19 protein-coding genes and 1 riboswitch are annotated in these 22,174 nt (G+C 51.9%); of the genes, 14 read left to right on the top strand and 5 right to left on the bottom strand.

All coding sequences use genetic code 11. The features are described from left to right. Window positions 1-74: 74 nt before the first annotated feature. Entirely contained in the window at window positions 75-1,805 is a 1,731-nt protein-coding gene (gene dld / locus FD428_RS07695) for a D-lactate dehydrogenase (RefSeq protein ID WP_024130181.1), read from the bottom strand. Window positions 1,806-2,056: 251 nt separating this feature from the next. On the opposite strand from dld, the gene bglX reads away from it, so the two are divergent. The 5 genes from bglX to FD428_RS07725 all read left to right on the top strand — a co-directional run bounded on the left by bglX (window position 2,057) and on the right by FD428_RS07725 (window position 8,310). Then, on the top strand, window positions 2,057-4,354 hold the full coding sequence (gene bglX, locus FD428_RS07705; protein ID WP_047462528.1) for a beta-glucosidase BglX: 2,298 nt from the start codon (window positions 2,057-2,059) through the stop codon (window positions 4,352-4,354). A gap of 201 nt (window positions 4,355-4,555) precedes the next feature. Next, window positions 4,556-5,473: an ABC transporter substrate-binding protein gene (locus tag FD428_RS07710; protein ID WP_114848215.1), complete on the top strand. Its 918-nt coding sequence runs from the start codon at window positions 4,556-4,558 to the stop codon at window positions 5,471-5,473. Between the two features lie 24 nt (window positions 5,474-5,497). Next, on the top strand, window positions 5,498-6,655 hold the full coding sequence (locus tag FD428_RS07715; RefSeq protein WP_114848214.1) for an ABC transporter permease: 1,158 nt from the start codon (window positions 5,498-5,500) through the stop codon (window positions 6,653-6,655). Beyond that, a complete protein-coding gene (locus FD428_RS07720; protein WP_024130184.1) occupies window positions 6,648-7,595 on the top strand; it encodes an ABC transporter ATP-binding protein in 948 nt (315 codons plus the stop codon). The genes FD428_RS07715 and FD428_RS07720 overlap by 8 nt, the downstream gene beginning before the upstream one ends. Then, complete coding sequence (locus FD428_RS07725) at window positions 7,579-8,310, top strand: ABC transporter permease (RefSeq protein WP_114848213.1); 732 nt, start codon at window positions 7,579-7,581, stop codon at window positions 8,308-8,310. Before FD428_RS07720 ends, FD428_RS07725 begins: the two co-directional genes overlap by 17 nt. On the opposite strand, the gene FD428_RS07730 is transcribed toward FD428_RS07725, so the two are convergent. Together FD428_RS07730 and mlrA are read right to left on the bottom strand one after the other, a co-directional pair. Further along, window positions 8,291-8,398, bottom strand: coding sequence for a protein YohO (locus FD428_RS07730; protein ID WP_047462533.1), 108 nt, complete (start codon window positions 8,396-8,398; stop codon window positions 8,291-8,293). The two genes, FD428_RS07725 and FD428_RS07730, sit on opposite strands and share 20 nt — an antisense overlap. Window positions 8,399-8,507: 109 nt before the next feature. Then, window positions 8,508-9,239: an HTH-type transcriptional regulator MlrA gene (gene mlrA / locus FD428_RS07735; RefSeq protein ID WP_012131645.1), complete on the bottom strand. Its 732-nt coding sequence runs from the start codon at window positions 9,237-9,239 to the stop codon at window positions 8,508-8,510. A gap of 222 nt (window positions 9,240-9,461) precedes the next feature. On the opposite strand from mlrA, the gene FD428_RS07740 reads away from it, so the two are divergent. Genes FD428_RS07740 through FD428_RS07750 form a run of 3 tightly spaced genes read left to right on the top strand, consistent with a single transcriptional unit; the run spans window position 9,462 to window position 12,380 of the window. Then, window positions 9,462-11,147: a sensor histidine kinase gene (locus tag FD428_RS07740; RefSeq protein WP_012131646.1), complete on the top strand. Its 1,686-nt coding sequence runs from the start codon at window positions 9,462-9,464 to the stop codon at window positions 11,145-11,147. Next, the gene (btsR, locus tag FD428_RS07745) at window positions 11,144-11,863 is read left to right on the top strand and encodes a two-component system response regulator BtsR (protein WP_012131647.1); all 720 of its coding nucleotides are present in this window, start codon (window positions 11,144-11,146) and stop codon (window positions 11,861-11,863) included. Before FD428_RS07740 ends, btsR begins: the two co-directional genes overlap by 4 nt. Before the next feature lie 46 nt (window positions 11,864-11,909). Further along, window positions 11,910-12,380, top strand: a complete 471-nt coding sequence (locus FD428_RS07750; protein WP_012131648.1) for a DUF1456 family protein — start codon at window positions 11,910-11,912, stop codon at window positions 12,378-12,380. Between the two features lie 102 nt (window positions 12,381-12,482). Here FD428_RS07750 and metG read toward each other — a convergent pair whose 3' ends face one another. Next, window positions 12,483-14,516, bottom strand: a complete 2,034-nt coding sequence (gene metG / locus FD428_RS07755) for a methionine--tRNA ligase (RefSeq protein ID WP_012131649.1) — start codon at window positions 14,514-14,516, stop codon at window positions 12,483-12,485. Window positions 14,517-14,681: 165 nt separating this feature from the next. Between metG and apbC the strand changes: the two genes are divergently transcribed. The 6 genes from apbC to FD428_RS07785 all read left to right on the top strand — a co-directional run bounded on the left by apbC (window position 14,682) and on the right by FD428_RS07785 (window position 21,398). Next, the gene (gene apbC / locus FD428_RS07760) at window positions 14,682-15,791 is read left to right on the top strand and encodes an iron-sulfur cluster carrier protein ApbC (protein WP_114848212.1); all 1,110 of its coding nucleotides are present in this window, start codon (window positions 14,682-14,684) and stop codon (window positions 15,789-15,791) included. Between the two features lie 274 nt (window positions 15,792-16,065). After that, window positions 16,066-16,347, top strand: a complete 282-nt coding sequence (locus FD428_RS07765) for a YehE family protein (RefSeq protein ID WP_024130185.1) — start codon at window positions 16,066-16,068, stop codon at window positions 16,345-16,347. A 278-nt stretch (window positions 16,348-16,625) separates the two neighbouring features. Further along, window positions 16,626-17,159: a fimbrial protein YehD gene (gene yehD, locus FD428_RS07770; protein ID WP_112001920.1), complete on the top strand. Its 534-nt coding sequence runs from the start codon at window positions 16,626-16,628 to the stop codon at window positions 17,157-17,159. A gap of 64 nt (window positions 17,160-17,223) precedes the next feature. After that, on the top strand, window positions 17,224-17,904 hold the full coding sequence (locus FD428_RS07775; RefSeq protein WP_110494039.1) for a fimbrial assembly chaperone: 681 nt from the start codon (window positions 17,224-17,226) through the stop codon (window positions 17,902-17,904). Window positions 17,905-17,918: 14 nt separating this feature from the next. After that, window positions 17,919-20,405, top strand: coding sequence for a fimbrial biogenesis outer membrane usher protein (locus FD428_RS07780; RefSeq protein ID WP_114848210.1), 2,487 nt, complete (start codon window positions 17,919-17,921; stop codon window positions 20,403-20,405). Window positions 20,406-20,417: 12 nt separating this feature from the next. Beyond that, window positions 20,418-21,398 carry a fimbrial protein gene (locus FD428_RS07785; protein ID WP_114848209.1) on the top strand — a complete coding sequence of 327 codons (981 nt, stop codon included), beginning with the start codon at window positions 20,418-20,420 and terminating at the stop codon, window positions 21,396-21,398. Between the two features lie 73 nt (window positions 21,399-21,471). Here the strand turns inward: FD428_RS07785 and rcnB are convergent, their stop codons facing one another. Next, on the bottom strand, window positions 21,472-21,792 hold the full coding sequence (gene rcnB / locus FD428_RS07790) for a Ni(II)/Co(II) efflux transporter accessory subunit RcnB (RefSeq protein WP_024130186.1): 321 nt from the start codon (window positions 21,790-21,792) through the stop codon (window positions 21,472-21,474). Window positions 21,793-22,073: 281 nt separating this feature from the next. Next, window positions 22,074-22,171: riboswitch (TPP riboswitch) on the top strand. The last annotated feature ends 3 nt before the right edge of the window (window positions 22,172-22,174 follow it).

Raw genomic sequence — 22,174 nt, forward strand, 5'->3', positions numbered from 1 at the left:
TAGGCCGGATAAGGCGCTTGCGCCGCCATCCGGCACGATATTTAAAACAGCTCCATCGCTGTAAATACGAGAAATCAATGCGTCTCGTCGGACGCCGCTTCTTTCCAGAATTTCAGCTTACTTGTTTTACCAATACCCGGATTCATGCTGTTGGTGGGGTCATTTTCACGATAAAAACGCGCCAGCGTCTCCGGCGCTTTGTACAAATGCCCAACGTTATGCTCTGCCGGATATTGCGCGCCGCGCTGGCGCAGCAGTTCCAGCATTTGCTCTTTCAGCGCATGGGCATCGACGCCTTTCTTCACGATGTAATCCTGATGGAAGACATAGCACATGAAATGACCGTAATAGAGTTTATGCACCAGCTGGCTGTCAATTTCCGGCGGCAGATGCTCATACCATTCGGTGTCGTTACGCCGTAAGGCGATATCCAGTGCGAGAATATCCTCCACCTCATCGGCATGCACCGCCTGATAACGGATTGCCGCGCCTGCCGCGGCAAAACGGTGCAGGAACGCTTTGCTGCCTTCCTCCGGGGTACAGGCAAAGAAATCGCCCTCGGCGGTTTTGAAAAACTCGGTCAGCCAGCTTTGCGCTTCCGCCACTCCGTCTCCCGCCATTTTTAACAGCAGATGATGTTCATATTTGTCGCGCCAGCTTTTCATGCGCGGCGGCAGATGGTTAGGGAATAAATGGCCGAACTTCTGCATCGCGCGGTCGGTGAAATGCGGGCGGAAGATTTTTACCTTTTCCAGCATCGCGTCGGTACGGCCTTTGAGCGTAAAGAAGAACGGCATTTTGTCGGTGCCGAGCTTGTCGATCATCAGGAACGTATCTTTGCCATATTTCTCCGCGATGTCGTAAATATCGCGGTGCATATATTCACCGGCAACCGGCAGGTTGTCGAACTTCGCCAGGATATGACGACGAATCTCGGTCAGCACGTCGGGCTGATTGGTGCCGATGTAAAAGACCTGCTGGTTTTTTTCCGCCTCGAAAGTGTCCAGCCGCACGGCGAACACCGCCAGCTTACCCGCGCAGCCGGAGGATTCGAACAGGCGATCCGGGTCAGCGTTATAGCGGGCAGGGGTATCGGCCTCAATGTCCCTGACGCGAGTCACGTAATCGTAATCGTGGGCGTGGCGGCCATCGTGGCGCACATCTTCATCTTTGATGCGTTCATCATCGAGTGTGCTGAGGATCTGTTCCGGGGTCTGGCCCAGTTCGATGCCCAGGTGGTTCACCAGCTGTAATTTACCCTGTTCATCAATGCGCGCAAACAGCGACATTTCGGTATACGCCGGGCCACGTTGTACCAGCGACCCGCCGGAGTTATTGCAGATGCCGCCAATAACTGACGCACCGATACAGGAGGAACCGATAACCGAGTGCGGTTCGCGACCAAAAGGTTTAAGCGCTTTTTCCAGTGAGTACAGCGTGGTGCCAGGGTATGCCAGCACCTGTTCGCCTTTACTGAGGACGTGCAGCTTGTCGAGGCGTAGCGTGCTGATGATGACAATTTCGCGATCGTAATCGTTGCCGTTCGGCGTGGAACCTTCAGTCAGGCCGGTATTGGCGGCCTGCATCAGAATGATTTTATCGGCGTTTACGCAGGCGTTCAGTACGCGCCACAATTCCAGCAGCGAGCCGGGGAAGACCACGGCCAGCGCTTCGCCCTGACCGGAACGGAACCCCTTGCGGTAGCGGGCGGTTTTTGCAGGATCGGTGAGCAGGTGCGAATGACCCACCAGACGGGTGAGCTCATTAAGAAAGGCTTTATTATCTGTCGTTGTAATGGAAGACATTCTCCACTCCTTGTGGTGGGACAAACTATCGGAACTAAGCATAGCGCTTTGTATGACAATACGCTTTCTCATGCAACTTGTCTCGGTGCTGGCTTAGCGTATTCCTGATCCTCCTCCCTGCGCAGGGGACGTTAAAAAAATCAGAGAATAACCTTAGCTTTCTTCTCCTCTCCCGATTAGGCTTATGGCAAACTGCGGTTTTTGTTATATTTTTGCTGCCACGTCGGGCTAAAGAAAAAGAGAGAATCAAGATGAAATGGCTATGTTCTGTAGGTGTTGCGGTAAGCCTTGCGTTGCAGCCAGCGCTGGCGGAAGCGTTGTCTGGCAACCATCCGCTGACGCCTGAAGCTCGGGATGCGTTTGTCACTGAATTGCTCACGAAAATGACCGTTGATGAGAAAATCGGTCAGCTGCGTTTGATAAGCGTTGGGCCCGACAACCCGAAAGAAGCCATCCGGGAGATGATCAAAAACGGGCAGGTCGGGGCGATTTTTAACACCGTCACCCGCCAGGATATCCGAAAAATGCAGGATCAGGTGATGGAACTGAGCCGCCTGAAAATCCCTCTCTTTTTCGCCTATGACGTGCTGCACGGGCAGCGTACCGTTTTCCCTATCAGCCTCGGCCTGGCCTCCTCGTTTAATCTGGAGGCGGTAAAAACCGTGGGTCGCGTCTCGGCGTATGAGGCGGCTGACGATGGCCTGAACATGACCTGGGCGCCGATGGTGGATGTGTCCCGCGATCCGCGCTGGGGACGCGCGTCGGAAGGCTTTGGTGAAGATACGTATCTGACGGCGATTATGGGCAAAACGATGGTCGAGGCGATGCAGGGCAAAAGCCCGGCGGATCGCTATTCGGTGATGACCAGCGTGAAACATTTCGCCGCCTATGGCGCGGTTGAGGGCGGGAAGGAATACAACACCGTCGATATGAGCCCGCAGCGCCTGTTCAACGACTATATGCCGCCGTATAAAGCCGGGCTGGACGCGGGCAGCGGCGCGGTGATGGTGGCGCTCAACTCACTGAACGGCACGCCTGCGACGTCAGATTCATGGCTGTTGAAAGAGGTGCTGCGCGACGAGTGGGGCTTTAAAGGCATCACCGTTTCCGATCACGGCGCGATCAAAGAGCTGATTAAACACGGCACGGCATCCGACCCGGAAGACGCGGTGCGCGTGGCGCTCAAGTCCGGCATCAACATGAGTATGAGCGATGAGTATTACAGCAAATACCTGCCGGGGCTGGTCAAATCAGGCAAAGTAACGATGGCGGAACTGGACGATGCCGCGCGCCATGTGCTGAACGTGAAATATGACATGGGGTTGTTTAACGATCCGTACAGCCACCTGGGCGCAAAAGAGTCCGATCCGCAGGACACGAACGCCGAGAGCCGCCTGCATCGCAAAGACGCGCGCGACGTTGCGCGCGAAAGTCTGGTGCTGCTGAAGAACCGTCTGGAAACGCTGCCGTTGAATAAATCCGGCACCATTGCGGTGGTGGGGCCGCTGGCCGACAGTCAGCGTGATGTGATGGGAAGCTGGTCTGCCGCTGGCGTCGCCAGCCAGTCCGTTACGGTGCTGACGGGGATTAAAAACGCGCTGGGCGACAAAGGCAAAGTGATATACGCCAAAGGGGCGAATGTCACTAATGACAAAGGCATTGTTGATTTCCTCAATCAGTATGAGGAGGCGGTGAAAGTAGACCCTCGTTCGCCAGAAGCGATGATTGACGAGGCCGTTAATGCCGCGAAACAGTCCGATGTGGTTGTGGCCGTTGTCGGGGAAGCGCAGGGTATGGCGCATGAGGCTTCCAGCCGCACCGACATTCAGATCCCGCAAAGCCAGCGCGATCTGATCGCGGCGTTGAAGGCGACGGGTAAACCGTTGGTGCTGGTGCTGATGAACGGTCGTCCGCTGGCGCTGGTGAAAGAAGATCAGCAGGCTGACGCCATTCTGGAAACCTGGTTTGCCGGTACGGAAGGCGGTAACGCCATTGCTGACGTTCTGTTCGGCGACTATAACCCGTCGGGTAAACTGCCGATGTCCTTCCCGCGCTCTGTCGGGCAGATCCCGGTTTACTACAGCCATCTCAACACCGGTCGTCCGTATAACGCCGACAAGCCGAACAAGTACACCTCCCGCTACTTTGACGAGGCGAATGGCCCGCTGTATCCGTTTGGTTATGGTCTGAGCTACACCACGTTTACCGTTTCCGATGTGACGCTCTCTGCGCCCACCATGAAGCGCGATGGCGCGGTAACGGCCAGCGTGCGGGTGACGAATACCGGCAAGCGCGAGGGGGCGACGGTAATCCAGATGTATTTGCAGGATGTCACGGCATCGATGAGTCGTCCGGTAAAACAGCTGAAAGGCTTTGAGAAGGTAACGCTGAAACCGGGAGAAACGCAGACCGTTAGCTTCCCGATTGATATTGAGGCGCTGAAATTCTGGAACCAGCGCATGAAGTATGACGCGGAGCCCGGCAAGTTTAACGTCTTTATTGGCGTTGATTCCGCCCGTGTGAAGCAGGGCGAGTTTGAACTGCTGTAGCCACGCGCCATGCCTGTCAGCTCCGTAGGCCGGATAAGACGCGTTAGCGTCGCTATCCGGCACCGGTGCGCCTGATTGCCGGATGGCGCTTGCGCTTATCCGGCCTGCGAATTGCCCCTGCCTTTTGTCGCTCTGCTATTTTTCAACTATGCTTTTTCCTCAAGTCTCTGAAAAGGGATGTAAAAGAATGAGGAAAGCAGCATGACAATTTCAAAAACAGGGGCGGGGGCGCTGCTGCTGTTAGCGGCGGTCAGTCTGCCGTTGCAGGCCGCATCACCCGTAACGGTCGGATCAAAAATCGATACGGAAGGCGCCTTGCTTGGCAACCTGATTTTACAGGTGCTGGAAAGCCACGGCGTTAAAACGGTGAATAAAGTGCAACTGGGTACAACCCCGGTAGTACGCGGCGCGATTACCTCCGGCGAGCTGGATATTTACCCGGAATATACCGGAAACGGCGCATTCTTCTTTAAAGACGAAAACGATCCGGCATGGAAAAATGCACAGGCGGGGTTTGAAAAAGTCAAAAAACTGGATGCTGAGCAGAACAAGCTGGTCTGGTTAACGCCAGCGCCTGCAAACAATACCTGGACGATTGCGGTGCGCCAGGATGTTGCGGAAAATAATAAACTGGTTTCGCTTGCGGATCTCGGACGCTATCTGAAAGAGGGCGGAACGTTCAAGCTGGCCGCCTCTGCCGAGTTTATTGAACGCGCCGATGCGCTGCCTGCCTTTGAAAAAGCCTACGATTTTAAACTGAATCAGAACCAGTTGCTGTCGCTGGCTGGCGGCGATACGGCGGTGACCATTAAAGCGGCCGCTCAGCAAACGTCCGGCGTAAACGCGGCAATGGCCTATGGCACCGATGGCCCGGTCGCGGCGCTGGGGCTGCAAACACTGAGCGATCCGCAAGGCGTCCAGCCTATCTATGCGCCTGCTCCGGTGGTTCGTGAGTCGGTGCTAAAAGAATATCCGCAGATGGCGGAATGGTTGCAGCCGGTCTTTGCCAGCCTGGATGAAAAAACGTTGCAACAGTTGAATGCCAGTATCGCCGTTGAAGGGCTGGATGCGAAAAAAGTCGCGGCAGATTACCTGAAGCAAAAAGGCTGGGTGAAGTAACACATTTTGTATCAGGTCAGTAAGGTGTCAAAAGTCAGTCTTAACCGTGTGTTGCTGCTGTTGGTGATCCTGACGGGGGTTGCCGCCGCGCTGCCTTTCGTCAATTACGCCCCCAATCGCCTGGTGTCAGGGGCGGGGCGTCAGATCTGGGATATCTGGCCGGGTTCGGTTTCTCTGCTGGCGGGCGCCGGGTGTGCATTGCTGGTGTTGTGCTTTGTCCCTGGAAAAAAGGGCAGCGTGCTGACGCTTGTGCTGGCGCAGGCGCTGGTGATCGCTATGCTCTGGAGCGTGGGGAAAGCGGCAACGCATCTGGCGCAGGCCGGCAGCCCGCTGGCGCGCACCAGCCTGGGGAGCGGCCTGTGGCTGGGTCTTGGGCTTACCCTGCTGGCCTGTAGCGATGCCATTCGCCGTATCACCACCCAACCGCTCTGGCGCTGGCTTCTGCATGCGCAAATTGCGCTCTTACCGCTGGCGCTGCTGCTCACCGGCTCATTCAACGATCTCTCTTTACTCAAAGAGTACGCGAACCGGCAGGATATTTTTGATAATGCGCTGGTTCAGCACCTGACGCTGCTGGCGGGAACCGTGTTGCCCGCGTTGCTGATTGGCGTACCGCTGGGCATCTGGTGCTCGTTTGCAACGGCGCGGCAGGGGCCGGTCTTTGCCGTTCTGAATGTTATCCAGACCATCCCTTCCGTTGCGCTGTTTGGCCTGCTGATTGCCCCGCTTGCCGGGCTGGTGAAGGCGTGGCCCTGGCTGGGAACGCTTGGCGTGGCGGGAACCGGGTTAACACCCGCCCTGATTGCGCTGGTGCTCTATGCGTTACTGCCGCTGGTGCGCGGCGTGGTTGCCGGGCTTAACCAGGTGCCGCGAGACGTGCTGGAAAGCGCGCGGGCGATGGGGATGAGCGCTTCTCAACGCTTTATCCATGTACAACTGCCGCTGGCGTTGCCGGTTTTTTTACGCAGCCTGCGCGTGGTCATGGTGCAAACGGTGGGGATGGCGGTCATCGCCGCCCTGATTGGGGCGGGAGGGTTTGGCGCCCTGGTCTTTCAGGGACTGCTCAGCAGCGCCGTTGATCTGGTTCTGCTGGGGGTGATCCCGGTCATTGCGCTGGCCGTGCTGATCGACGCGCTGTTTGATTTATGGATCGCACTCCTGAAGGTAACGAATGATGATTGAATTTAGCCATGTCAGCAAAACCTTCGGTGCGCAGAAGGCCGTCAACGACCTCAATCTGCATTTTCGCGAAGGCAGCTTTTCAGTGCTGATTGGCACATCGGGGTCGGGAAAATCCACCACGCTGAAGATGATTAACCGCCTGGTGGAGCATGACAGCGGGGTGATCCGTTTTGCCGGGGAAGAGATCCGCAGCTTGCCGGTGCTGGAACTGCGTCGTCGCATGGGGTACGCCATCCAGTCGATCGGCCTTTTCCCGCACTGGACGGTGGCGCAAAACATTGCCACCGTACCGCAACTGCAAAAGTGGTCGCGCTCGCGTATTGATGACCGCACGGAAGAACTGATGGCGCTGCTGGGGCTGGACGTGAATTTGCGTCACCGTTATCCGCACCAGCTCTCTGGCGGGCAACAGCAGCGCGTTGGGGTGGCCCGCGCGCTGGCTGCCGATCCGCAGGTATTGCTGATGGATGAGCCGTTTGGCGCGCTGGACCCGGTGACGCGCGGGGCGCTTCAGCAGGAGATGACCCGTATTCACCGGCTGCTTGGCCGCACCATCGTGCTGGTGACGCACGATATCGACGAGGCGCTGCGTCTGGCGGAGCATCTGGTGCTGATGGATGGCGGCGAAGTGGTACAGCAGGGCACGCCGCTGGAAATGCTGACCGCGCCGGCGAATGATTTTGTGCAGGCGTTTTTTGGGCGCAGCGAACTGGGCGTGCGGCTGCTGTCGCTGCGCAGCGTGGGGGATTATGTGCGTCGCCATGAGCAAGTGGGCGGTGACGCGCTGGCGGAAGAGATGACGCTGCGCGATGCGCTGTCTGTCTTTGTGGCGCGAGGGTGCGACGTATTGCCGGTGGTGGATCAGCAGGGCACTCCCTGCGGGACGCTCCATTTTCGCGATCTGCTTTCGGAGGCGCTGCCCGGTGAAACGACTGTCTGATCCGCTGCTCTGGCTTATTGTCGCTTTTCTGGCGCTGCTTGCGGGGCTGCCATACAGCCAGGCGGTGTTTGGCGCGCTGTTTCCGCAGCTGCCACGACCGGTTTACCAGCAAGAAAGCTTTATGGCGCTGGCGCTGGCCCATTTCTGGCTGGTGGGCGTATCAAGCCTGATTGCTGTGGCGGTTGGCGTCGGGGCGGGGATTGCGGTCACTCGCTCATGGGGGGCAGAGTTTCGCCCGCTGGTGGAAACCATCGCCGCCGTCGGGCAGACCTTTCCGCCGGTCGCGGTGCTGGCGATAGCCGTTCCGGTGATGGGGTTTGGTCAGGAGCCAGCCATTATCGCGCTGATCCTCTACGGGGTTTTGCCGATATTGCAGGCCACGCTCGCCGGGCTGGGGGCGATTCCCGCCAGCGTCATGAGCGTGGCGTGCGGGATGGGAATGAGCCGGGGACAGCAGCTGTGGAAAGTCGAACTGCCGCTGGCCGCGCCGGTGATTCTGGCGGGGATTCGCACCTCGGTGATCATCAATATTGGGACTGCGACGATCGCCTCGACGGTGGGCGCCAGCACGCTCGGCACGCCAATTATCATCGGGCTGAGCGGCTTTAACACCGCCTATGTGATTCAGGGGGCTTTACTGGTCGCGCTGGCGGCGATCATTGTCGATCGCCTGTTCGAGCGTCTGGTGCTGCGCCTTAACCGGCACGTAAAATAAACGTATAGCCAGCGAGCATCACGCCGCCGATACCGCCGATAGCCATCAGCAGGAAGAGGGTAATCACACCGATTTTAGCTGCGCGCATTGTGCACTCCTTATGTTAACAAAAGGATTGTACCGTAAAGCACGTTTGTTAATGAATCATTAAATGCGCAGAATGTCTGATCACGCATTGGTGCTGTCATCTGGTAAGGCTACAGGCCCAGCGGGTAAATATCGTGCCCCTGCGCGCGCCAGGCATTGAGTTGCTGCTGCTGCGCGGGCGTCTGCGTCTCGCCGCACCAGATAAGCAGCGTCCTGCCGTCAAACAGCTCCGGGCGAAGCTGGTTCAGCGAGTGAGCCAGCACATCGACGCGCCATCCTTGCTGGCTGGCGACCCAGCCTTCCAGCCACAGCCGGGTGGTATCGTGAATATTCCAGCCGACCACCAGCGCGTCTTTCCCCTGTTTTTTGCGCGCGGAGGCAAGACAAATCGCAATGTAATTGATCAAGATGCCGTCAAGGATGCCGAGCAGCGCCTGGAGAGTGGGTTGCTGGCACTGTAAGCGTCGTCGCAGAGGAGTAAACAGGTGCGTGGTGAGCGTCTGGGCGGGGTAATCCTGCCCACGTTCTTTAATCCATAGCCTGAGGCTATGCAGATTGTTGCTTTGCAAATAGTGCAGCAACGTCTCCTGCTGTTCGCGCCAGCCGTTTTGTACATCGATGTTATCGTTGCTGAGCAGCACTTTGACCTTACTGACCTGCACGCCGTTATCAATCCAGCGTTTAATCTCCCGAATCCTGTCGATATCGGCGTCATTAAACAGGCGGTGCCCCCCGTCTGTTCGCTGGGGCTTTAATAATCCGTAACGCCTCTGCCACGCACGTAACGTGACAGGGTTGATATCACAAAGCAAAGCCACTTCACCTATTGTGTAAAGCGCCATCGTTTCACCCTTGCTCGCGAGATCCCAGTTTTACTTTAGACGCTCTTTTACGAACCAGGTAGTTTTGTCTGTTTTTTAATCAGTGCGCGGGTGAGATTGTGGCCTGACGTGCGCTTTTGAGTGATCGTTCTCACGAATTCATGTTTTTTTGCAACAGTTCAAAGAAAGATAAGCGCAGCCAATGTATGTTACGCGTTTTTAAGAGATGTGTGGTTTGCGGGTATGTACGAGTTTAATCTGGTGTTGCTGCTGCTTCAGCAGATGTGCGTGTTTCTGGTCATTGCGTGGTTAATGAGTAAAACACGTTTATTCATCCCGTTAATGCAGGTTACCGTTCGCCTGCCGCATAAATTTCTCTGTTATATCGTCTTCTCTATTTTCTGCATTATGGGCACCTGGTTTGGGTTGCACATCGAAGATTCCATTGCCAATACCCGTGCGATTGGCGCCGTGATGGGCGGCTTGCTGGGCGGGCCTGTGGTCGGCGGCCTGGTCGGACTCACCGGCGGTTTACACCGTTATTCGATGGGCGGGATGACGGCGCTGAGCTGCATGATCTCCACCATTGTTGAAGGGTTGTTAGGCGGCCTGGTGCATAGCGTGCTGATCCGTCGCGGGCGCACCGATAAAGTCTTCAGCCCGTTAACGGCCGGGGCGATTACCTTCGTCGCTGAACTGGTGCAAATGCTGATCATTTTGTTGATCGCCCGACCTTTTGAAGATGCGTTGCATCTGGTAAGCAGTATTGCCGCGCCCATGATGGTGACTAACACCGTCGGGGCGGCGCTGTTTATGCGCATTTTGCTCGACAAACGCGCCATGTTTGAAAAATACACTTCGGCGTTTTCCGCCACCGCGCTGAAAGTGGCGGCCTCCACGGAGGGTATCCTCCGTCAGGGCTTTAACGAAGTGAACAGCATGAAGGTGGCCCAGGTGTTGTATCAGGAACTGGACATCGGCGCAGTGGCGATCACCGATCGCGATAAACTGCTGGCATTTACCGGCATTGGCGACGATCACCACCTGCCGGGGAAACCTATTTCATCAAGCTACACGCTGAAAGCGATTGAGACCGGCGAAGTGGTGTATGCCGATGGTAACGAAGTGCCTTACCGCTGCTCGTTGCATCCGCAGTGCAAATTAGGCTCAACGCTGGTGATTCCGCTGCGCGGCGAAAACCAACGCGTGATGGGCACCATCAAACTGTATGAAGCCAAAAACCGGCTCTTTAGCTCCATCAACCGAACGCTGGGCGAGGGGATTGCGCAACTGCTGTCGGCGCAGATTCTGGCCGGGCAGTATGAACGCCAGAAAGCGCTGCTCACACAGTCGGAAATTAAACTTTTGCATGCGCAGGTGAATCCTCATTTCCTGTTTAACGCGCTTAACACCATTAAAGCGGTGGTACGCCGCGACAGCGAACAGGCCAGCCAACTGGTGCAGTATCTCTCGACCTTCTTTCGCAAGAACTTAAAGCGCCCCTCGGAAATTGTGACCCTTGCCGATGAAATTGAGCATGTGAATGCCTATTTGCAAATTGAGAAGGCGCGCTTCCAGGCGCGGTTGCAGGTGAATTTAAACGTGCCGGAGGAACTTTCGCACCAGCAACTGCCCGCGTTCACTCTGCAACCGATTGTGGAAAACGCCATTAAGCACGGCACGTCGCAACTGCTCGGCACTGGCGAAGTCTCCATTACGGCCAGACAGGACGGGCAGCACCTGATGCTGGACATTGAGGATAACGCCGGATTGTACCAGCCCACGACCAATGCCAGCGGCCTGGGGATGAATCTGGTGGATAAGCGGCTGCGCGAACGCTTTGGCGATGATTACGGCATCAACGTGGCCTGCGAACCCGATCTCTTTACCCGGATAACCTTACGACTTCCCCTGGAGGAAAACGCATGATTAAAGTGCTGATTGTGGATGATGAGCCGTTAGCGCGGGAAAATCTGCGGATTCTGTTACAGGAACAAAGTGATATTGAGATTGTGGGTGAGTGCTCGAATGCGGTAGAGGCGATTGGCGCGGTGCATAAGCTGCACCCGGACGTGCTGTTTCTCGACATCCAGATGCCGCGCATCAGCGGGCTGGAAATGGTCGGGATGCTCGATCCAGAACATCGACCGTACATTGTTTTTCTGACCGCTTTTGACGAATACGCCATTAAAGCGTTTGAAGAGCACGCTTTTGACTATCTGCTTAAGCCCATTGAAGAGAAGCGGCTGGAGAAAACGTTGGCGCGTCTGCGACAGGAACGAAACATGCAGGACGTTTCGGTACTGCCGGAAAATCAACAAGCGTTGAAATTCATTCCCTGCACCGGACACAGCCGTATTTATCTGTTGCAAATGGATGACGTGGCGTTTGTCAGCAGCCGGATGAGCGGCGTGTACGTAACCAGCAGCGAGGGGAAGGAAGGGTTTACCGAATTGACGCTGCGAACGCTGGAGAGCCGCACACCGTTATTGCGCTGCCATCGTCAGTATCTGGTGAATATGGCGCAGTTGCAGGAAATTCGTCTGGAGGATAATGGTCAGGCCGAGCTGATTTTGCGCAACGGCTTAACGGTTCCTGTCAGCCGTCGCTACCTGAAAAGTTTAAAAGAGGCGATTGGGCTGTAAAAGACTGCTAAAATGATTTTTTGCCTCATTAACACCCGAAGGCCCCATGCTGAGTAACGATATTCTGCGTAGCGTGCGCTACATCCTGAAAGCAAACAATAACGATCTGGTGCGCATTCTGGCGCTGGGTAATGCCGAAGCCACTGCGGAACAGATTGCTGTCTGGTTGCGTAAAGAAGAGGAAGAGGGCTTTCAACGTTGCCCGGATATCATCCTCTCTGCTTTCCTGAATGGGCTGATTTACGAAAAGCGTGGTAAAGATGAGTCCGCGCCAGCGCTGGAGCCGGAGCGCCGCGTTAACAATAATATTGTGCTGAAAAAGCTGCGTATCGCGTTCTCGCTGAAAACCGACGATATCCTTGCGATTCTGACGGAGCAAAAATTCCGCGTCTCGATGCCGGAAATCACGGCGATGATGCGCGCCCCGGAGCATAAAAACTTCCGTGAGTGCGGCGATCAGTTCTTGCGTTATTTCCTGCGCGGGCTGGCGGCGCGTCAGCACGAGAAGAAAGCGTAATAAGATAAGCGGTAGGCCGGATAAGGTGTTTGCACCGTCATCCGGCGTGGTTCGCTGGCGTACTGGAATAAAAAAGCCGGAGAATGTCTCCGGCTTTTTTGTTTATTTCACCTGCTGGCCTGGCTTCGCACCGTCATCCGGGCTTAACAGGAAGATATCTTTCCCGCCAGGACCGGCGGCCATCACCATCCCTTCAGAGATGCCGAAGCGCATTTTACGCGGGGCCAGGTTGGCGACCATCACCGTATGGCGACCAATCAGCGCCTGCGGGTCAGGGTACGCGGAACGGATGCCGGAGAAGACGTTGCGCTTTTCGCCGCCCAGATCCAGCGTCAGACGCAGCAGTTTGTCAGAACCCTCAACGAACTCAGCGTTTTCAATCAGCGCCACGCGCAGATCGACCTTAGCGAAATCGTCAAAGGTAATGGTTTCCTGAATCGGGTCGTCTGCCAGCGGGCCGGTAACTGGCGCCGCCGCCGCTTTCACCTCTTCTTTCGAGGCTTCAACCAGCGCATCGACCTGTTTCATGTCGATGCGGTTATACAGCGCTTTGAAGGCGTTAACCTTGTGGCCCAGCAGCGGTTGCGCGATTGCATCCCAGCTCAGCTCGGTGTTCAGGAACGCTTCCACACGTTCGCTCAGCGTTGGCAGAACCGGCTTCAGGTACGTCATCAGCACGCGGAACAGGTTGATGCCCATCGAGCAGATCGCCTGCAGGTCGGCATCGCGGCCTTCCTGTTTCGCGACAACCCACGGCGCTTGTTCATCAACATAGCGGTTAGCCATGTCCGCCAGCGCCATAATTTCACGGATCGCTTTACCGAATTCGCGGCTTTCCCACGCTTCGCCGATGACCGCTGCTGCGTCGGTGAAGGTTTTGTACAGCGCGGGATCGGCCAGTTCAGCAGCCAGTACGCCATCGAAACGCTTGTTGATAAAGCCCGCGTTACGGGAAGCCAGGTTGACGACCTTGTTGACGATATCCGCGTTGACGCGCTGCACGAAGTCTTCCAGATTCAGGTCGATGTCATCGATGCGGGAAGAGAGCTTCGCCGTGTAGTAATAGCGCAGGCTGTCGGCGTCAAAATGGTTCAGCCAGGTGCTGGCCTTAATAAAGGTGCCGCGCGATTTAGACATCTTCGCGCCGTTCACCGTCACATAGCCGTGAACGAACAGGTTGGTCGGCTTGCGGAAACCGCTGCCTTCCAGCATGGCCGGCCAGAACAGGCTGTGGAAGTAGACGATATCCTTGCCGATGAAATGGTACAGCTCGGCGTCAGAATCTTTCTTCCAGTAGTCGTCAAAGCTGGTCAGATCGCCGCGCTTGTTGCACAGATTCTTGAATGAACCCATGTAGCCGATCGGCGCATCCAGCCAGACGTAGAAAAATTTGCCCGGCGCATTCGGGATTTCAAAACCGAAGTATGGCGCGTCACGGGAGATATCCCACTGTTGCAGGCCGGATTCAAACCACTCCTGCATTTTGTTCGCCACCTGCTCCTGCAACGCGCCGCTGCGGGTCCACGCCTGCAACATTTCGCTGAAAGAGGGCAGGTCAAAGAAGAAGTGCTCAGAGTCGCGCATCACTGGCGTAGCGCCGGAAACCACGGATTTCGGCTCGATAAGCTCGGTCGGGCTATAGGTCGCGCCGCACACTTCGCAGTTATCGCCGTACTGATCTGGAGACTTACATTTCGGGCAGGTGCCTTTTACAAAACGATCCGGCAGGAACATGCCTTTTTCTGGATCGTAGAGCTGAGAGATGGTGCGGTTCTTAATGAAACCGTTCTCTTTCAGGCGGGTGTAAATCAGCTCGGACAGCTCGCGGTTCTCTTCGCTGTGCGTTGAGTGGTAGTTGTCATAGCTGATGTTAAAGCCTGCGAAATCAGTCTGATGCTCCTGACTCATTTCACCAATCATCTGCTCTGGCGTAATACCCAACTGCTGTGCTTTCAGCATGATAGGGGTGCCGTGTGCGTCGTCCGCGCAGATGAAGTTGACCTGGTGGCCGCGCATTCGCTGGTAACGGACCCAGACATCAGCCTGGATGTGCTCCAGCATATGGCCGAGGTGGATGGAGCCGTTGGCGTACGGCAGCGCGCACGTTACCAGAATTTTCTTCGCGACTTGAGTCATAGTAGGTATTACTTCTTCTCTAGTAAAAGGGGGTTCTGATGTTACCTGAAAGGGAATAACTACGCCAAGTGATAAGGGCATTAATCCATAAATGAATAATTATTACCGCAGGAGTAAACTAGAAAGTTACAATTGTACTTTTCATAACGATAAAAAGGAGTCGGGATGAACGCACAATCCCAGGCTAAATCACCAGAGACCCTGCGCGCGATGGTCGCCGGGACGCTGGCGAATTTTCAGCACCCAACCCTGAAGCATAACCTGACGACGTTGAAAGCGTTGCACCATGTCGCCTGGCTGGATGACACGCTGCACGTTGAGCTGGTCATGCCGTTTGTCTGGCACAGCGCGTTTGAGGTGTTAAAAGAGCAATGCAGCGCCGATTTACTGCGGATTACGGGCGCGAAAGCCATTGACTGGAAGCTGTCGCATAACATCGCGACGCTGAAGCGCGTTAAAAATCAGCCTGGCATTAACGGCGTGAAGAACATTATCGCCGTCAGTTCCGGTAAAGGCGGCGTGGGAAAATCGTCTACCGCTGTTAACCTGGCGTTAGCGCTGGCGGCGGAAGGGGCGAAAGTCGGTATTCTGGATGCCGATATCTACGGCCCGTCTATCCCGACTATGCTGGGGGCTGAGAATCAGCGCCCAACTTCGCCGGACGGCACCCATATGGCGCCGATTATGTCTCACGGTCTGGCGACCAACTCCATCGGCTATCTGGTGACGGATGACAATGCGATGGTATGGCGCGGCCCGATGGCCAGCAAAGCGTTGATGCAGATGTTGCAGGAAACGTTGTGGCCGGATCTGGATTACCTGGTACTGGATATGCCGCCGGGAACCGGTGACATTCAATTGACGCTGGCGCAGAACATTCCGGTTACAGGCGCGGTTGTCGTTACCACGCCGCAGGACATCGCGCTTATTGACGCCAAAAAAGGCATAGTGATGTTCGAGAAGGTCGAAGTACCGGTGCTCGGGATTGTTGAAAACATGAGTATGCATATCTGTAGCAACTGCGGTCACCATGAGCCGATTTTCGGTACCGGCGGCGCACAGAAACTGGCCGAGCAGTACCGCACCCAACTGCTGGGGCAGCTGCCGTTGCATATCAGCCTGCGTGAAGATCTCGATCGCGGAACGCCGACGGTAATCAGCCGTCCCGACAGTGAGTTTACCGCGATATACCGCGAGCTGGCAGGGCGCGTTGCGGCGCAACTGTACTGGCAGGGTGAGGTTATTCCCGGAGAAATAGCTTTCCGCGCGGTTTAATTTCGCCTGAACCGTCAGGATGACGGCTATTCACCGCATCAGAAATATATTGATGCGGTGAATATATTAATGAAATAATCATCACGCTATTATTTATTTTCCCTTCATTAATTGGGCGCTTTTCTTAAAAAATCGCCAAATACATCATTTGAATTGATCATAGCTATCTTATTAATTTATTATCTCGATTGGTCTTACGCTGAACCAGCGAGCATAATTTCCCATGAAGATAAACTGTGCTGCGCTCTCTTTTACGACAGGATTAACGCTAAACATGAAGAATCCTTTGCTGATGGGAATTATAGTTCTGGCTTATGGAATGAGTTCTCCTGTTTTTGCTTCTGATACCGCGACGCTCACGATTAGCGGAAGCGTCACGACCCCAACCTGTCACGCTGACGTTGTGGATACTCAGTTGCAACAGCGTTGCGGTAATAACACCTATCTGGCAAACGCAGGAGAAACGGCTTCAATGCCGGTCAGAGGCGTTGTAACGGAAGTTATCACTCTGCCTGGAGGCTCTGCTCGCCAGATAGTCTTAAACCGCTACGACTAAAATAACGTGAATACGAGAAAGCCCACATCATTTTCATGAATGATGTGGGCTTTTCTATTTATACTTTGAATATATTTAATGATAAATCACGATTATTAATAAATTCTAAAAATGATAATTAGTACAACTTATTTGTTGTAATTATATTGCATTCTGTAAATTGTTTTAAATCAACAAAACAACACGTTTACATTGCGATAACGTTTTGTGTGTGCGAATTTAGTTTCAAGAGTTAATCCCTCTTAACAAATAGAAATTCATTTATTAAGGAAGATACTATGAAACGTTCAATTATTGCTGCCTCCGTATTGTCTGCTATTTTTATGAGTGCCGGGGTTTTTGCGGCGGATGCAGATTATGGCGAACTGATTATTACGGGTAAAGTTGTTGGCACAACATGTAAATTTGTTGGTGATGCAACCGCAAAGATTGATATGAACCAGGTGGGGGTGGACCGTTTAAATATACTGAATGCTGGCGGCGTTTATGATGGATATTCTAACTCCACTATCACGCCGTTGAAAGTTGAGTGTACGGGTGATAATGCACCTCGTATTACCTTCTCCCGTTCACAGTTTGATAGTTCACATACCTCTGTTACACGGAATACTGCATCAAACAATGGCGCTGGTTTCTCTGTCTATTATGACGGGAATAAGGTTAATGCAGATAATGGTATTTCCCTGGATAAAAGTGATGATGGGAAATATGAGCTTAGCTTCTCAGCGCGTTATGCTAATCTGGCTGGACAAAATAATGTAACTGCGGGTGAGGTGAGCTCCTCTTTGACGCTGACGGTAGTAACTGATTAACACACCCTTTTAGTCGGCGGCGTTTTGTCGCCGCCGATTTCTCTGATAATAAGGTGAGTTAACCATGAGAAAGATAATGGTATTATTATTGGCTGGTGCTGTAATGCCTGCGTGGGCAGGTATTTATATTTACGGCACACGGATTATTTATCCAGCCCAGAAAAAAGAAATTACTGTACAGTTAATGAATGAAGGTACGCGTAGCGCGTTGGTGCAGTCATGGATTGATGATGGCGATACCAGTTTGCCACCTGAAAAAATTCAGGTGCCATTTGTTCTGTCACCGCCAGTCGCCCGAGTGATTGCGGGTTCTGGCCAACAACTGAAGATTAAATTACTTGAGAATAGATTGCCGGGTGATCGTGAAAGTCTGTTCTTTCTCAATGTGTTGGATATCCCGCCAAATTCAGCAGAAACGGAAGGGAAAAATGTAATCAAATTTGCGATGCAAAACCGTGTGAAGTTTATCTACCGTCCACAAGGAATTTCTTCTGTAGATAAAAATAGCTTTTCTCGTCTGCGGATTAGTAAATCATACAACGGCATAAACATCAAAAATAATTCAGCAAACTGGATTACCATCCCTGAAATTGTTGGAAAAACCAAAATTAATAAAGAAACTTATGTGCTTGCACCCTGGTCAGATAAATTAGTAAGCACTTCTGTTGGCGTTAATCATTATACTGTCACACTTATTGATGATCATGGTAATTATTTGAGTGAGAAAGTAAAAACGGATAGATAGCCCAAGGATTGGTTATGTTAAAGATAAACTCCATTACGTTAGCGATCCTTTCTGTGCTGGTGATATCCCCGGTATGGGGAGAAACCGAAACATTTGACACACACTTTATGTTTGGCGGATTAAAAGGTGAAAAGATTTCCCGTTATCAGATCGACGGAGATAAACCGATGCCGGGTCTTTACGATATGGATGTTTATCTTAACAATCAGTGGCGTGGCCGTTACGAATTAAATATCCAGGATGATCCTGATGATACTTGCTTGTCTATAGCTCAGTTGCATCAGATTGGTATTAAGTCCGATGGTCTTCAAGTGGATAAGAAAGTTGATTGTGTATCGCTACGAGCCGCAGTTCAGGGGGGGGATATTAGCTATGATATCAGTCAGTTTGCTCTAAATTTGACGGTGCCTCATGCCTACGTGAATGAATACGAGCCGGGTTATATGTTACCTGAAACCTGGGATCGGGGCATTAATGCTCTATACATGTCTTATTATGCCAGTCAGTATTACAGTAATTATAAAAGTGGTGGTAATGATGAAAGCAGCTACGTAAGTCTGAACAGTGGGCTAAATCTGTTTGGCTGGCAGTTACATTCGAATGCAAACTTCACGAAAAGTAATGATGACAGCGGAGAATGGAGAAATAATACATTGTATATGGAACGTGGCATCCCTGAAATATTAGGAACGCTACGTGCCGGGGATATGTATACCGGAACCGATCTGTTTGACTCTGTACGTTTCACCGGGATACGTATCTGGCGTGATATGCAAATGCTGCCCAATTCGAAACAAAACTTTACACCCATTGTTCGTGGTATTGCACAAAGTCATGCTTTAGTAACCATTGAACAGAATGGCTTTATTGTCTATCAAAAAGAGGTTCCGCCTGGCCCATTTGCGATTGCCGATCTACAGCTTGCTGGAGGTGGTGCCGATTTGGATGTCAGTGTAAAAGAAGCTGATGGTTCAGTTTCCCATTATCTTGTGCCTTATTCATCTGTACCTAATATGCTACAGTCTGGCGTATCAAAATACGATATTGCGGCAGGGCGTAGCCATATAGAAGGCGCGACAAAGCAGACGGATTTTTTGCAAGCCAATTATCAGTATGGATTAAATAATCTACTGACATTATATGGTGGCACTATGCTGTCTGACCATTACCAGGCCTTTACATTAGGCACAGGGTGGAATACACATATTGGTGCTGTTTCTGTGGATGCCACTCAGTCTCATAGTAAACAGGATAATGGTGATGTTTTTAATGGTCAAAGTTATCAGATAGCGTGGAATAAATATGTTTCACAAACAGGTACACAGTTTGCGTTAGCGGCCTATCGTTATTCTTCACGTGATTACCGTTCATTTAATGATCATGTCTGGGCGAATAATAAAAACAGCTATCATCGGGATAACAATGATGTGTATGACATCACTGATTATTACCAAAATGATTTTGGTCGTAAGAATAGTTTTTCTGTCAATATAAACCAGGGGTTACCAGAGGGATGGGGATACCTGGCCCTGAGCGGATTATGGCGTGATTATTGGGGACGCAATGGCAGCGGAAAGGATTATCAGTTGAGTTATTCTAATGACTGGCGGCGTATCAGTTATACCTTGTCTGCGAGTCAGAGTTATGATGAGGATAATCGGGAGGATAAGCGTCTTAATATTTATATTTCCATCCCATTCTCCTGGGGCGATGGCGTCACGGCAACGAAACGCGATCTCTTTGTTTCAAACTCAACGACGTTTGATAACGAAGGCTATCAGTCGAATAATACCAGCCTAAGCAGCATTGCGGGTGGTCGAGATCAATTTAGCTATGGCGCGAATCTTGCGCATCAGCGGCAAAATAATGAAACAAGCGCAGGTGGAAACCTGACGTGGCGAGCGCCGGTTGCGACGGTAGGCGCCAGCTATAGCCAGTCTAATAAATACCGGCAGGCTGGTGGGAATATCCAGGGGGGAATTGTCGCCTGGTCTGATGGCATACATTTAACCAACCGCCTCTCAGATACACTTGCCATTATTAAAGCGCCTGGGTTAGAAGGGGCCGCTGTGCAAGGTCACCGTTATCTGACCACGGATAAGAATGGGTATGCCATATATGACAGTCTGACGCCATATCGTGAAAACTTTTTAACGTTGGATCTTTCCCATACCTACAGTGATGTCGAACTACGCGGTAATCGTAAGGGGATTGTGCCTTATCGTGGTGCGGTTGTGTTAGCTGAGTTTGAAACCGACAGGCGCAAGCCCTGGTATTTTCTGGCGCGACGTCCAGATGGTTCTCCATTAACCTTCGGTTATGAAGTAGAAGATCATTCCGGGAAAAATGTTGGCTTAGTTGGGCAAGGAAGTCGCCTTTTTATCCGTACAGATAATGTTCCTGCCTCTTTGAAAGTCGCGACAAACAAACAGCAAGGATTGTTTTGCATTATTACTTTTGATGGCGTAATTGATGAGAACAAGACCTATATTTGCCGATGAAAAGGACTTGCTATGAATAAGTATTGGTTAATATTATTACTGTTATTCCCTGTCTTATTACAGGCTAAATGTTCACTAGGGAATAACACAACCGCACAACAATCTATTGAAATAGATATGACATCAGGTGCTGCGGTGATTCCTGTCAAAACTAATTTACATGATACGTTTACCTGTAATGCGTCAAGCGACAAGATGTACTATGCGACGCCTTTACAAAATTATATCGTTGAGTTTAAAGGGACAGGGTCGCAGAAATCCATTTTTATGCAATTAAAGCTGACTGGAAATGGGTTTCCCGTTACGATTGGTAACCAGGAGACTACAACAGATAATGTGATCAATACGAAGTCGTTTACGCTTGAAGCGAACTATATAAAGTCTGGAACTGCGGATTTAACCGTTTCAGGTAATAGCATTAACTTAAACCGTCCTGCTATCAGCATTCTTACTGATAATACCTGTAATAATAATCTTTTCTCATGGATTCTTTGTTGGATAACGGGAAAGCTAAACAGTAATGTTTCTTATTCACAAAACATTATTTTTACAGTAAAACATAAACCTACGACCTGCCATTTTTCACAGAATCAATATGTTATTGCGATGCCAGAAACAACATTAAATGAGATAATAACTGGAAATAATACGAAAACAGGAACCACGAATCTGATTTTAAACTGTGATAGCGTATATAATGTTACGACTAATCCAGTGAGTTTCAACGTTTCTCATGGTGACTGGAATGAAAACGGCACGATACTTAAAAATACGCTGACGGAGGGTGCAAAAGGTGTGGGGTTTCAGATATACAGTGGCTCAGGTACTACGCCTTTAATGCAGGGTGATATACTAAGAACAATGGTAAAAATGACCAGTATTGAGGATAAGTATACTATCCCGATCACCGCAAAATATGTCAGAGTCAGCAACGAACCATTACGACCTGGAAATTTGCAAAGCAAAGTAATATTTGCTGTTTCATATGATTAAGTCATTTCTCTGAAAACGCGTCCTTTTCTGAATGAAAGGACGTGTTTTGTCTGTTGTTTTTACAGTAAAGCATTTACCGATGATAAAAAATCTCGCCGTCGTAGGCTTTGATAATTTTGCCGTCGGTGTCGTTAATCAGTACATAAGCGCCGCCCATATAGGTCCAGTGGGTTCCTGCGTCGGGCGCTGGCAGATTGCGTTGCTTCCATTGCTTAATATTGTACTCGTCGGTGCGGTACAGCTCAGGAACGGTATCGCCAGGTTTGAAATGGGTAAAGTCGGCAACAAAGCTGCTCAATTCGTACTGATCAATCCCCGTTGCGGCGGGTGCGGCCCAGACTGCGCTGGTTGCCAGCAGCAGTGCGCCCATTAAAAATTTATTCTTCATACCCATAAACTCTCCACGTATTCGGGTCATAAAAATCAGTCGTGTATCATTCTCACTGTGTAGCAAGTCTGACAAGAACTATTTTGTTATCACGCCAATAATTTCGTAAAAAGTGTAAACGAAAGCGCGCGCAAGCAACACATGCCGTAGGCAGTTCACATCACGAATGACGGTTTTGGGAACTATCTGACCTGAGCTGGAGCCTGCGATATCGGCATTTCGCTGATTTACATCCCCTGACGCACCCAGTATCCTGTTGGCGAAACATGCATAATAAATGCTTCGGTTTCAACGACTCGGGGTGCCCCTTTTCACGAAGGGCTGAGACATACCCGTATTACCTGATCTGGATAATGCCAGCGTAGGGAAGTCTGACACAGCTCGTGTC

The sequence above is a fragment of the Citrobacter sp. TBCP-5362 genome, from assembly GCF_005406305.1.
In the GTDB taxonomy this organism is placed as follows: domain Bacteria; phylum Pseudomonadota; class Gammaproteobacteria; order Enterobacterales; family Enterobacteriaceae; genus Citrobacter_B; species Citrobacter_B koseri.